Here is a 12,587-nt window from a genome sequence, read left to right on the forward strand (position 1 = left end):
GGTGGGGTGGGTCGCTCGCTCTCGCCGGGATCGCCCTGGCCCTGACCGGCGCCTACCTGCAAGTCGACGACCGAGCAGGCGCTGTCCCGCCCGACGTAGCGACACCAGCCATTCCCCACCGACCGGCGTCAGCAATTCCGCACCGATCCACCCCGCACACTGCGGCGCCGCCGGGCCGGGCCAAGACGACAGTGCCGCCCCGCATACCGGCGGCAAGGCCAGGCAGACCCCTGGAGCTGTCCATCCCCCGGTTGCAGGTCACAGCGCCAGTCGTCGGCATCTCTACCGAGCAAGGCGCACTGATCCCGCCCTCCAACCCACAGAAGCTCGGTTGGTGGACCGGCGGAGCTCAACCCGGAGCCCGCGTCGGGTCAGCCATCATCACCGGCCACACCGTGCACACCGGCGGCGGCGCGTTCGACAACCTGGCGCTACTCCGGCCAGGCGACGACGTCGCAGTGGCCACCTCCCGAGGACAGCTCGGCTACCGAGTCACCACCGTCACGACGTACCGGAAACAAACCCTCGCGAAGAACGCGGCGCACATCTTCGACCAGACCGTTCCGGGCCGCCTGGTCCTGGTCACCTGCGAAGACTGGAACGGCAAGGTCTACCTCAGCAACTCGGTGGTCGTCGCGCAGCGAGTCACCTGACCAGACGGGGCGGAATCCGCTGTCCTGCTAGCTTTGACGGCGTGGCGACCGACCGGCGGATGTGGCCCTTGTACGCCGCCGGCTTCACGACCGCTTTCGGTGCGCATGCTGTGGCGGCGAACCTGGGTGGGTTCTCTGCGGATGCGGTGAAGTCGCTGCTGACGCTCGGGGTCCTGCTGGCCTTGTACGACGGCGCGGAAGTGGTACTCAAGCCGGTCTTCGGCACCATCGCCGACCGGATCGGCGCCCGCCCGGTACTGCTGGGCGGTTTGGTCGGCTTCGCGATCGCGTCCGGACTGTACGCGGTCGCCGACAGCCCCGGCTGGCTCTGGGTCGCGCGACTCGGGCAAGGTGCGGCCGCGTCGGCGTTCTCGCCGGCTGCCTCTTCGTTGGTGGCCCGGCTCAACCCAGCGGCCAAGCACGGCCGGGCGTTCGGCAGCTACGGCTTCTACAAGAGCATCGGCTACACCCTCGGGCCGCTGCTCGGCGGCGCGTTGGTGTGGCTGGGTGGGTTCCGCTTGCTGTTCGTGGTGATGACCGTGCTCGCGATATCGGTGGCCCTGTGGGCGTTGCTGGCCGTCCCGATGACGCCGCCGCTGCCCCGGACTCGGCAGACGGTGCTCGATCTGGCTCGGCGCCTGACTGATCCAGTGTTCCTCCGCCCGACCGCTGCCCTGGCCGGCGCGACTGCGGCCTTGTCCGTCGGGGTCGGGTTCCTACCGGTTACCGGCGCGGCGGCTGGGCTCGGTACGGTCGCCACCGGTGCGGCAGTGTCGGTCCTGGCGGCGACTGCTGCGCTGGTTCAGCCACGTGCGGGTCGGGCCCTGGATGCTGGGCGCATCACCGCGCGGGGCGGCCTCGGGATCGGATTGCTGGTCGCTGCCGCAGGGATGGGATGCGCGACGCTGCCCGGCCTTCTCGGCGTACTGCTTGCGGCAGTACTGATAGGCGTCGGCACCGGCCTCATCACGCCGCTCGGCTTCTCCGCGCTGGCGTCATCCACCTCTCCGGCACGCCTGGGCCAGACCATGGGAACGGCCGAGCTGGGCCGCGAACTCGGCGACGCGGGCGGACCGTTGCTGGTCGCCGGAGTAGCCACCGCGGCCAGTCTCACCTACGGCTACGCGGTACTGGCCGTTCTCCTCGCGGCCGGCCCGGCCTACTACTTCTGCGCTACGAGATCAAGAGGTGGGCAGGCGAATCGCGAACCAAATTGATTGCCTCTGGCAACTTTAAGGGCTGTGGTCCAGACAGGTAAGCGATTGCTGGAAAATTTCGAGACGAATAGGTCCGTTTGGCCAGTTTCAGTGGGTTGAGGCGGGGGTAGTCGAGAGAGGTCTGAAGATTCGCAGGACTCGGGGACTGGATTGGGAGGGAACCCTTGTCAGCACAGTCGGCATGCGCCACCGACGACGAACGGTTGTACAGAATGCCCAGCGATGGGTGGTCCGGATCTGTCGAGGAGCTGCCTTTCCGAGCCGGATAACGAATCCCTATGGATGCCTACGCCCTGCAGCGCAGCTGGGACCTCGTCACCGAACACGGCGAACAGGTTCCGCTGTACTTCTACTCGCACCTTTTCGTGGCCCACCCCGAGGTCCGGTCGATGTTCCCGCTCTCGATGGCGAATCAACGGGACAAGTTCGTCGGCGCCCTCGGCCGGATCGTCAGCCACGCCGACAAGTTGGAGAAGGACGCGCCTTTCCTGCAACATCTGGGCCGGGACCACCGCAAGTACGCCGTCGTCGCGGAGCACTACAACGCCGTCGGCGCCTCGTTGTGCGCCACTCTGATGCATTTCCTGGGGTCGGAGTGGGACGAGGAGCTCGCCGCACACTGGACGGCGGCCTACCAGCTGGTCGCGCGGATCATGGTCGAGGCGGCCGAGACCTCCTCGGAGACCACGCCCGACTGGTGGGACGCCGACGTGATCTCCGCCGAGCGGCGGACGATGGACCTGACCCTGCTGACGGTCCGCCCCAGGCGTGCTTTCCCGTTCCTGCCCGGCCAATCGCTGTCGATGGAGATCCCGCAGCGCCCACGGCAGTGGCGATACTTCAGCCCGGCCAACGCTCCGCGTCAGGACGGCTCGATCGACCTGCAGGTACAGCAGATCGACGGCGGCCAGGTGAGTCCGACGGTCGTCCGGTCCCTGAAGGTCGGCGATGTCGTGAAGCTGGGCGCGCCGGTCGGTGAGCGGCTGACCCGGCGAGAAGGCGACCCGAGGGACTTGCTGCTCGCGGCCGGAGGAACCGGGTTGGCTCCTTTGCTGGCAGTCCTGGAGCAGATCGACCTGGAGTGGCAACGATTTCATATTGGACCAACTGTCCATCTGCTGCACGGCGTACGGATGCCCTGGCATCTCTACGACCGGCCGCGGCTGAGGGAGCTGGCCGAGAAGCGGCCGTGGTTCGAGTACACGGAGGTCGTCTCCGACGACCCGTCCTACCCCGGAACGCGCGGGAAGGTCGGCACGGTCGCGGCCAGGCAGTCGCTGACCGGTCGTACGGCGATGGTGTGCGGCGGACCGCAGATGGTCGCGCACACCCTGGAGCAGCTGGCCGCGGCCGGTATGCGTCCCGAGCACATCAAGTACGAGCACTTCTACTACGCAGCCGCGGGCGAACAAGCCGCCGGCCCGGCGCTCTCAGGTCAGGAGACAGCAAGTGACGATCACCAACCGCCGACACCGCTCTCCACATCAGACACCGCGCTCCATCCGGGAAGAGACGTTCCAGCGGCGGATGCGCGGCCTCGACGCGGGCAAGGTCTACGGCTACCTCGACCTGCTCGCTGACCAGGTGCAGGCCACCGAACTCGAGCTGCGCGAGGCCAAGGCCAAGAACGAACGCCTCCAGGCCGAGCTGCAGCGCGGGAAAGCAGAGTTGCAGCGGATGAAGGCCGAGCTGGAGCAGCACGAGCAGGCCGGCGACAAGGTGAACGAACAGGTCATCCAGATGTTCAGCCAGGCCCAGCTGGTGGTCGAGGAGATGGTCCAGGACGTCAGCCGGGACGCCCGCGAGCGGATCGGCCAGGCGCGTGCCGAGGAGCGCAAGATCGTCGCGGCGGCGATGGACACGGCCGGCGAGCAGGTCCGTTCGTACGCCCGGACGGCGCACGCGCACATGCAGGAGATCGTGGACTCCTTCGCCACCGAGGTGGACCAGATCCGCCCGGTGCCACCGGCGGAACCAGGTCAGACATTGGCTGACCGCACCAAGGGCTGGCCGCCCGAGTTCGGTAGCGGTCTGGGACCGGCCTGATATGACCGCGTGGCGCAGGACCTCCCCGACTGGCCGGCGTGCGTCACCAGGGCCCGGGCGGGTTCGGGCACGGGTCGACCGCATGGTGGGCGGTGGGCCCGTGCACGAACGTCGTATCGGCCATGCCGAGGCCGAGCTGGTCCGGGCCGCGGCCGAGGAATTCCTCACGCTGTTCTACGCCGAGAATCCGCAGGCCGGCTCGATCGGACCGCGGATGGCGGCGGTGGGACGCGAGATCGATCGCACCGGGACGTACTGGCACACCACCGAGGAGCTGACCTTCGGCGCGCGCGTCGCGTGGCGCAACAACGCGCGCTGCATCGGCCGGCTGTACTGGCACAGCCTGCAGGTGCGCGATCTGCGGACCGTCTCCGGCGCGGGTGAGGTCGCCGAACACTGCTTCGACCATCTGCGCGAGGCACACAACGGCGGCAAGATCCGGCCGATGATCAGCGTGTTCGCTCCCGAGACGCCGACCAGATCCGCCCCCAGGATCTGGAACGAGCAACTCATCCGGTACGCCGGCTACGAACAGCCGGACGGTCAGTCCCTCGGCGACCCCCGCTACCGAGCCTTCACCAGCGAACTCATCCGCCGCGGGTGGCAGCCACCCGCCATCCCCGGTGCCTTCGACGTGCTGCCCCTCGTGGTGGAGACCTTCGAGGAGGGCCCGCGATTGTTCCAGCTGCCCGACGAGGCGATCAACGAGGTCCACCTCGAACACCCCGAGCTCCCCTGGTTCGCCGACCTCGGTCTGCGCTGGCACGCGGTCCCGGTGATCAGCAACAACCGCCTCGACATCGGCGGCGTCTCCTACCCCGCTGCCCCCTTCAACGGCTGGTACATGGGCACCGAGATCGGCGCCCGCAACCTGGGCGACACCGATCGCTATGCCCTGGTCCCCGAGGTCGCCGAGCGGATGGGCCTGGACACCTCGTCCGAGACAACGCTCTGGCGAGACCGCGCCCTGATCGAGCTCAACCGCGCCGTCCTGCACTCCTTCAGCGCGAAGGGAGTCAGCATCACCGACCACCACACCGAGTCCCGCAGATTCCTCCTCCACCTGGAACGCGAAGAACGAGCCGGCCGCAACTGCCCCGCCGACTGGACCTGGATAGTCCCACCCCTCTCCGGCTCCCAAACCCCCGTCTTCCACCGCTACTACACGACCGAATCCCAAGGCCCCACCTTCACCGCCGACCCAGACACCACCAGCCGAGGACTCCAAGGCACTCCCCCCGCATTCCTCTAGGGCCACGGCGCCCGCCCTCCCCTGGCCACGGGCCGCCCGCCCCCTGGCTCACGGGCGGCCCCCCTCACGGGCCGCCCTCCCCTGGCTCACGGGCCGTTCGTCCTCCCGTGGCCACGGGCCGCTCGCCCTCGCCTGGCCACGGGAGGCTCGCCCTCTGCTCTACGGGCTGCGGCGCTCGGTGGTCCTCTCCTCTACGGCCTTCGGTGGATGAGGAGGGGAAGGACCGCCGCGGCGCCGGCCTCGCGGAGTTTGGCGGCGGCGACGGTGATCGGCCATTGGGAGGATGAGGCGTCGACCACCAGCAACACCGAGCGGTCGGTGATCGACTGGGCCGTGGTGGCGTCTACCGAGAGGCCGTCTCGCCAGACCTTGGCTTCTTCGGCGGAGGAGAGATCGTCGGTGTAGGCGGAGTTGTCGACGGTGAGTTCGGCGCGCTCGAGGCGGCCGATCTCGGCGAGGTGGTCGGCGACGTCGGTGACCAGTTGGCGATGACCTGCCGCGGGGAGCGTGACGACTACCTCTGGCCGGCGGGACCAGGCGTCGCGCCAGCGGGAGAGGGCCGCGACGCAGCCTGCCTTGAGGGCGTCCAGCGAAGCTCTGTCCGGTGTTGAGCTGAAGACCGAGCGGATGACCTCACGCCACTCCGGCGCGTCGGCGTAGACGATGCTTCGGCCGGGCTCGGCCGATAGTGCGGGTGGGATCTTGCCCTTCGCGCCGAACGCACCGCCCGGCCACATCTTGCGTGGCTCGAGTACATGGGTCTCACCCCGCAACATCCGGGTGATCGCCTCGACGGTCTCCGGCTCGGGTGCCGCGCTCAACGGGTCGGGCAACAGACCGAGGCAGACGGAGCAGCGTCCGCAGCGCTCGGCGGACGGGTCATCCAGCGACTCCTGCAGTAGTTGCATGAGGCAACGTTCGCCGCGGGTGTAGGCGCGCATGATGTCGGCCTCGCGGCGGCGTACCGAGACGATGCCGTCGTAGTGGGCGGCGTCGAAGGTCCAGTCGGTGGAGGTCCGCACCCAGCCGCGCTCCACCCGCTCGACCGCGCCGTCGACCGCCAGCTGCTTCAGCATCAACTCGACGCGCCCGCGCCGCAGCCCGGTCTCCGCCTCGAGCGAAGGCACCGTCGCCGGTTGGTCCGGTCCGTACGCCTCCAGCCCGCGCAGCAACCGGTTGACCTGCTCCGGTACCGGGATCGTCGCGGTCGCGAAGTAGTCCCACACGCCTGCATCTGCGTCGGACGGCAGCAAGGCGACGACTGCGTGGTCGATGCCACGCCCAGCGCGTCCGACCTGCTGGTAGTAAGAAACCGGTGACGGCGGCGACCCCACATGCACCACGAAGCCGAGGTCAGGCTTGTCGTAGCCCATCCCGAGGGCCGACGTCGCGACCAACGCCTTCAACTCGTTGCCCCGCAAGGCATCCTCGAGCCGCTCCCGCTCCCCCGCTTCGAGCTGCCCCGTGTACGCCGCAACGGGAACAGCCGCTCCATGGATCTCCTGGATGGCCGCCGCCAACCGCTGCGCGTCCGCGACCGTCAACGTGTAGACGATGCCCGACCCGGGCAGCTTCGGCAGATGGTCGACCACCCAGGCGAACCGATCCAGTGGCGACAACGCGTCCACGACGGACAGCTGAAGGCTCGACCGAGCCAGCGGACCACGGAGTACCAGTGTCGATGCACCTAGCTGGTGCGCCACGTCATCGGTCACCCGGGCGTTCGCCGTCGCCGTCGTCGCCAGCACCGGCGTGGTCGGGTTCAGCTTCTGCAGCACGTCGGAGACGCGCCGATAGTCGGGCCGGAAGTCATGTCCCCAGTCCGAGACCGCATGCGCCTCGTCGATCACCAGCAGGCCGATCTGCCCAGCCAACGCGTCGAGCACGCGCCGGCCGAAGCCCGGATTGGCCAGCCGCTCCGGTGATACCAGGAGTACATCGATCGCACCCGAACGCAGGTCGCTCTCGATCCCCGACCAGTCGTCCACGTTCGACGAGTTCAGCGTCGCCGCCCGTAAGCCCGCCCGGCCGGCCGCGCCCACCTGATCGCGCATCAACGACAGCAAGGGTGAGACGACCAAGGTCGGCCCGGCGCCCTCCGACCGGCGGATCGCCGTCGCTGCCCAGTAGACAGCCGACTTGCCCCAGCCTGTCGCTTGGACGACGAGCACCCGCGCATTCGGCTCGCACAACGCCGCGACCGCGGTCTCCTGGTCAGCCCGAAGACTCGCGCCGTCTCCGGCGATCGCGCGGATCAGCCCCGCAGCGGTCGCCGCCCGATCATCCGACAGCTTGATGTCACCCATGCCGACGACCCTAGACGCCACCACCCCCAGCCCGCTCGGCCGCACTCACAACCTGTGGACAACCCACCCAAGCCGCCGCCCTCTCCCCCCACGCCACATCTCAGGGGTTAACCCCTCAGATGGTGGGTTGCCACCCCAGAATCTCGGGGGGCAACCCACCATCTGAGGGGTTAACCCCTCAGATGAAAGCGTCGGGGGGCGGGTAGAGCGGCGTCGATGTCGGGCGGGGGGACGGGGTGGGGCAGGTGGGGCGGTGGGGCAGGTGGGGCGGGTGGGGCGGTGGGGTGGGTTAGTGACAGGTGGCTGGGTGGCTGGGGGCTCCGGCTGGGTCTATGAGGCGTTGGGGGCCGGGGCCTTTGGTTGCCAGGGTGTCGTACGGGTTGGCGAGGGCGCAGCGGTCGAGGGAGAGGCAGCCGCAGCCGACGCAGTCCTTGAAGTCGTCGCGGAGTTGTTCCAGGTGAACGATCCGGCGGTCGAGCTCGACCTGCCAGCACTCGGAGATGCGTTCCCAGTCCTGCCGGGTCGGCGTCCGGTTGTCCGGCAGCAGTGCGAGGATCGCGGCCACCTCGGCGAGCGGAATGCCGACCCGTTGCGCGATCCGGATCATCGCCACCCGGCGCAGGGTGTCGCGCTTGTACCGGCGCTGGTTCCCCGTCGTCCGCCGGCTGATGATCAGGTTCTGCCGTTCGTAGAAATGCAGCGCGGAGATCGCCACCCCGCTGCGCTCCGCCAACTGCCCGACCGTCATCTCGCCCGGTTCGATCTCCACCGCGTCGCCTCCCCGGTCAACCTCAACTAATGTCGAGGCTAACCGAGCGACTCAGGCCACGGCGATCCGGCGTCCGATACTCGCCGACATCAACGCCGCCGCCGCACACAGTCCACCGGCCAGGTACCAGGCCAGGTTGTAGCTCCCCTGCGCATCCCGGATCGCGCCCGCACCGGTAGCCGCGATCGCAGCACCGATCTGGTGCGAGGCGAAGACCCAGCCGAACACGATCGGCCCGTCCACCCCGAACCACTCCCGGCACAGCGCGACCGTCGGCGGCACAGTCGCCACCCAGTCCAGCCCGTAGAAGATGATGAACACCCAGACACTCGGCTGCGCCGTCGGCCCGAGCAGGGACGGCAGTACCAACAGCGATAGCCCACGCAGCGAGTAGTACGCGATCAGCAGGTACCGCGGGTCCCACCGGTCAGTCAGCCAACCAGACACGATGGTGCCGCCCACATCGAAGATCCCGACCAGGGCGAGCAGCGAAGCGGCAGTGGTCGCAGGCATCCCATGGTCATGCGCAGCAGTCACGAAGTGCGTACCAACCAGACCATTGGTCGACGCACCACAGATGGCGAACCCACCAGCCAGCAACCAGAACGCAGGCCGATGCATAGCCTTCCAGAGCGCAGTCAACGCCCGTACGCCGCTGTTGCCGGTCGTCTCGACCCGCTGCCCCGCAGCGCTCCCCTCCGGAGCCCCGTACGCCCGCAGCCCGACATCACTCGGGTAGTCCCGCAGGAACAGCAACACCAGCGGTACTACGGCAAGCGCCGCCCCGGCCGCGACCAACGCGGGCACCCGCCACCCGTAGGCACCGGCGAGGTGAGCGATCAGGGGAAGAAAGACCAGCTGCCCAGTCGCGCCGGCCGCCGTCAGGATGCCGGTCACCAGTCCACGGCGCTCGACGAACCAGCGCCCGGTGATCGTCGCGACGAAGGTCATGGACATCGACCCGGTACCGACCCCGACCAGCAGCCCCCAGCAGAGCAGCAGCTGCCACGACGAGTTCATGAAGATCGTCAGCCCACTACCGAGCGCGATCAGCACCAAGGCACCACTGACCACCTTGCGCAGTCCGAGCCGATCCATCAGCGCCGCGGCGAACGGCGAGATCAGGCCGTACAGAAGCAGGTTGATCGACACGGCCGCCGAGATGGTCGCGTGCGACCAGCCGAACTCCTCGTGCAACGGGTCCAGCAGCACGCTCGGTACGGACCGGAAACCGGCTGCGCCGATCAGGGTGATGAAGCCGACCGCAGCGACGGGCCAGGCGCGGTGCAAGCGCCGCCGGACCGCCTTCTTCTCCAGAATCTCTGTCACCAGGCGAGTCTGAGGCAGGAATTCGCCGCGAACCAGTGGCCAGACCGCCACCATGTGTCAAGATGTGGCCATGGCTACTCAGCTCACGCCACACCGGGTCGCGGTACTGGCCCTGGAGCCGGTCGTCGGCTTCGACCTCACCATTCCGCCGACCGTGCTCGGTGAGGCGACCACCGCCGACGGCACCCGGCTGTACGACGTGAAGATCTGCGGGCTGGAAGCGGGCAAGCCGGTCCGGGCAGCCCTCGGGTTCACCATCCTTCCCGACTTCGGGGCCGAGATCCTCGCCGAGGCCGACACCGTGATCGTCGCCGGCACGTACATCCCGCAGCCGCGCAACGAAGGGACCCTGCCCGACGACCTGGCCGCGGCACTGGCCACTGTCCGGCCCGACGCGAGGATCGCCTCCATCTGCACCGGCGCCTTCGTACTCGCGGCAGCCGGTCTACTCGACGGCAGGCCCGCGACGACGCACTGGCAGCGCGCCGACTTGTTCCGCAGCCTCTACCCGAAGGTGCTGCTCGACGAGGACCTGCTCTTCATCGACGACGGCGACATCGTCACCTCGGCCGGGCTCGCGGCCGGTGTCGATCTCTGCCTGCATCTGATCCGTCGCGACTTCGGCAGCGAGGTCGCCAACCGGGCGGCCAGGCACTGCGTTGTCGCCCCCTGGCGAGACGGCGGCCAATCACAGTTCATCGACCGCGTCGTACCGGACGAAGGCACCGACGGTACTGCGCCCACGCGCGCGTGGGCGCTCGAGCGACTCGCCGACGAGATCACCCTCGGCGCGATGGCCGATCACGCCCGGATGAGCGTCCGCACCTTCAGCCGCCGCTTCAAGGCCGAGACCGGCCAATCCCCCGGCAACTGGCTACTCCAGCAACGCGTCCGGCACGCCTGCCATCTCCTGGAGACGACAGGCCTTCCGGTCGAACGCGTCGCCGAAGCCGCCGGCCTGGGCACGGCTGCCTCCCTGCGTCACCACCTCCGCAACGAAGTCGGCATCCCACCCCTCGCCTACCGCAAAACCTTCCGCGCGAGCTGAATCAGACAACCATCAGTTGGTGCGGACGTTGATTGACGGACTCGACCCCGTCCTCCGTCACGACCACGATGTCCTCGATCCGCGCACCCCAGCGACCCGGCTGGTAGATGCCCGGCTCGATGCTGAACGCCATCCCTGGTTCGAGAATCAGCTCGTTCCCACTGACAATGTACGGCTCTTCATGCACGTCGAGCCCGATCCCATGTCCCGTCCTGTGGATAAAGAACTCACCGAACCCCGCCGCCGCGATCACCTCCCGCGCAGCCGCGTCGATCGACTCCGCACTCACCCCCGGCCGCACCGCGTCGACCGCAGCCTGCTGAGCCAGCCGCAACACCTCGTACGTCGCAACGACATCAGCCTCACGCGGCTCCCCCACCGAATACGTCCGGGTGGAGTCCGAGCAATACCCCTCCGGAATCGGCCCACCGATATCCACCACCACAACATCGCCCGGCTCGATCACCCGATCCGACAGCGAGTGATGCGGGCTGGCCCCATTAGGACCGCTCGCCACGATCACGAAGTCGGCCGCGACGTGCCCTTCCTCGACGATGGCCGCCGCGATGTCCGCGCCGACCTCCGCCTCGGTACGACCGGCCCGCAACCACTCCCCGACGCGCGCGTGCACCCGGTCGATCGCCGCTCCCGCCTTGCGCAGTGCCTCGACCTCCGCCGCGTCCTTGCGCATCCGCAGCTCGCGCACGATCGGTCCGGCCAGCACCTGCTCGACGCCGGGTAGCGCGGCCCGCATCGCGAGCACATGCAACGCCGGAGTGAAGTCGCTGACCGCCACCCGATCGGGCTTGCCGAGCCGGTCGACGGCAACGGCGTACGGGTCGTCGCCGTCGACCCAGGTGACGATGTCGATGCCGAGCTCGGCGGTCGGTACATCGTCGTACCCGGGTGCTTCCAGCTTCGGTACTACGAGAGCCGGCCGCCCGTCGGCGGGGATGACGAGCGTGGTGAGGCGTTCGAGCGAGCCGCCTTCGCGGCCGAGGAGGTAGCGCAGGTCGGAGCCCGGCGCGATCAGCAGCCCGGTACCGGCGGCCGCCTCCCTCGCGCGCTCCAGCCGCGAACGAAGTACTGCGGAATCTGTCTGAGGCGAGTGCGAAGATCTGCGAGACATGCGTCCGACAGTACTTCCGAAAGGCACGGCGATGGCTCTGCACCACGTCTCCCACGGCGAGGGCACTCCGGTGCTCGCGCTGCACGGCTGGACTCCTGACCACCGGCTGATGACCGGTTGTCTCGAGCCGATCTTCGCGGAGCGGCCCGGCTACCGCCGGCTCTATCCGGACCTGCCGGGGATGGGCAAGAGCTCCGGCGATGGAGTCGACAGCTCGGACGGCATCATGGCGGCGCTCCGGGAGTTCATCGACACCGAGATCGGCGCCGAGCCCTTCGTGCTGATCGGCGAGTCGTACGGCGGCTATCTGGCGCGCGGGCTGGTCGCCGAGCGGCCCGACCAGATCCTCGGACTCGGCCTGATCTGCCCGATCGGGATCGCGCTGGAGCATGCTGAGCGGACCGTGCCCGAGCACGTCGTACTGGAGTCGGATCCGGCAGTGCTCGCGACACTGACCCCGGCGCAACTCGAGGACTTCACCGAGATCTCCGTACTCCAGACGGCCGACGTCCTGCGGCAATACCAAGCGGACGTCGAGCCTGGGCTGGACGCGGCCGACCTCCGGGCGATGGCGCGGATCCGGCGCAACTGGGCGCTGACGACCGCCCCGGAGAGCGGGCCGATCTACACGCGGCCGTCGCTGATCCTCTGCGGCCGGCAGGACTCCATCACCGGCTATGCGGACCAGTACCCGCTGCTCGACCATTACCCCCGCGCCTCGTACGCCGTACTCGATCGCGCCGGTCACAATCTGCAGATCGAGCAACCCGCGCTGCTCGGGGTATTCGTCAACGACTGGCTGGAGAGGATCGCCACAGAGGCTACTAGTGGGTAATGT

General features: G+C 68.7%; 11 protein-coding genes. 7 read left to right on the forward strand and 4 right to left on the reverse strand.

Translation table 11 applies throughout. The annotated features are described in order from the left end of the window. The first annotated feature begins 191 nt into the window (after positions 1-191). The 5 genes from ABD768_RS03365 (at position 192) to ABD768_RS03385 (ending at position 5,168) form a co-directional block, all read left to right on the forward strand. On the forward strand, positions 192-653 hold the full coding sequence (locus ABD768_RS03365; RefSeq protein WP_344837196.1) for a class F sortase: 462 nt from the start codon (positions 192-194) through the stop codon (positions 651-653). 41 nt (positions 654-694) lie between these two features. After that, entirely contained in the window at positions 695-1,870 is a 1,176-nt protein-coding gene (locus ABD768_RS03370; protein ID WP_344837200.1) for an MFS transporter, read from the forward strand. Between the two features lie 278 nt (positions 1,871-2,148). Then, positions 2,149-3,450: a globin domain-containing protein gene (locus ABD768_RS03375; RefSeq protein WP_344837203.1), complete on the forward strand. Its 1,302-nt coding sequence runs from the start codon at positions 2,149-2,151 to the stop codon at positions 3,448-3,450. Continuing rightward, positions 3,398-3,916, forward strand: a complete 519-nt coding sequence (locus ABD768_RS03380) for a hypothetical protein (protein ID WP_343978800.1) — start codon at positions 3,398-3,400, stop codon at positions 3,914-3,916. The genes ABD768_RS03375 and ABD768_RS03380 overlap by 53 nt, the downstream gene beginning before the upstream one ends. 100 nt (positions 3,917-4,016) lie before the next feature. Continuing rightward, complete coding sequence (locus ABD768_RS03385) at positions 4,017-5,168, forward strand: nitric oxide synthase oxygenase (protein ID WP_344837206.1); 1,152 nt, start codon at positions 4,017-4,019, stop codon at positions 5,166-5,168. A 191-nt stretch (positions 5,169-5,359) separates the two neighbouring features. On the opposite strand, the gene ABD768_RS03390 is transcribed toward ABD768_RS03385, so the two are convergent. From ABD768_RS03390 to ABD768_RS03400, 3 genes are all read right to left on the reverse strand, one after another. Then, positions 5,360-7,474, reverse strand: a complete 2,115-nt coding sequence (locus tag ABD768_RS03390) for a RecQ family ATP-dependent DNA helicase (protein WP_344837209.1) — start codon at positions 7,472-7,474, stop codon at positions 5,360-5,362. 289 nt (positions 7,475-7,763) lie between these two features. Further along, positions 7,764-8,243, reverse strand: coding sequence for a redox-sensitive transcriptional activator SoxR (gene soxR / locus ABD768_RS03395; RefSeq protein WP_344837211.1), 480 nt, complete (start codon positions 8,241-8,243; stop codon positions 7,764-7,766). Positions 8,244-8,294: 51 nt separating this feature from the next. After that, positions 8,295-9,572, reverse strand: a complete 1,278-nt coding sequence (locus ABD768_RS03400; RefSeq protein ID WP_344837214.1) for an MFS transporter — start codon at positions 9,570-9,572, stop codon at positions 8,295-8,297. 70 nt (positions 9,573-9,642) lie between these two features. Here ABD768_RS03400 and ABD768_RS03405 point away from each other — a divergent pair, with 70 nt between their 5' ends. Beyond that, positions 9,643-10,620, forward strand: a complete 978-nt coding sequence (locus tag ABD768_RS03405; RefSeq protein ID WP_344837217.1) for a GlxA family transcriptional regulator — start codon at positions 9,643-9,645, stop codon at positions 10,618-10,620. Position 10,621: 1 nt separating this feature from the next. On the opposite strand, the gene ABD768_RS03410 is transcribed toward ABD768_RS03405, so the two are convergent. After that, the gene (locus ABD768_RS03410) at positions 10,622-11,749 is read right to left on the reverse strand and encodes a M24 family metallopeptidase (protein ID WP_344837220.1); all 1,128 of its coding nucleotides are present in this window, start codon (positions 11,747-11,749) and stop codon (positions 10,622-10,624) included. Here ABD768_RS03410 and ABD768_RS03415 point away from each other — a divergent pair. Next, positions 11,748-12,584 (forward strand): alpha/beta fold hydrolase, encoded by an 837-nt coding sequence (locus tag ABD768_RS03415; protein WP_344837223.1) that lies wholly within the window; start codon positions 11,748-11,750, stop codon positions 12,582-12,584. The two genes, ABD768_RS03410 and ABD768_RS03415, sit on opposite strands and share 2 nt — an antisense overlap. Positions 12,585-12,587 lie beyond the last annotated feature (3 nt).

Source organism: Kribbella ginsengisoli, from assembly GCF_039537185.1.
Lineage (GTDB): Bacteria > Actinomycetota > Actinomycetes > Propionibacteriales > Kribbellaceae > Kribbella > Kribbella koreensis.

Excerpts from the sequence above, each read along its gene's own strand:
- ABD768_RS03375 (WP_344837203.1), top strand. The coding sequence starts at position 2,149 with ATGGATGCCTACGCCCTGCAGCGCAGCTGGGACCTCGTCACCGAACAC.
- ABD768_RS03380 (WP_343978800.1), top strand. The coding sequence starts at position 3,398 with ATGCGCGGCCTCGACGCGGGCAAGGTCTACGGCTACCTCGACCTGCTC.
- ABD768_RS03390 (WP_344837209.1), bottom strand. The coding sequence starts at position 7,474 with ATGGGTGACATCAAGCTGTCGGATGATCGGGCGGCGACCGCTGCGGGG.
- ABD768_RS03405 (WP_344837217.1), top strand. The coding sequence starts at position 9,643 with ATGGCTACTCAGCTCACGCCACACCGGGTCGCGGTACTGGCCCTGGAG.
- ABD768_RS03415 (WP_344837223.1), top strand. The coding sequence starts at position 11,748 with ATGCGTCCGACAGTACTTCCGAAAGGCACGGCGATGGCTCTGCACCAC.
- ABD768_RS03410 (WP_344837220.1), bottom strand. The coding sequence starts at position 11,749 with ATGTCTCGCAGATCTTCGCACTCGCCTCAGACAGATTCCGCAGTACTT.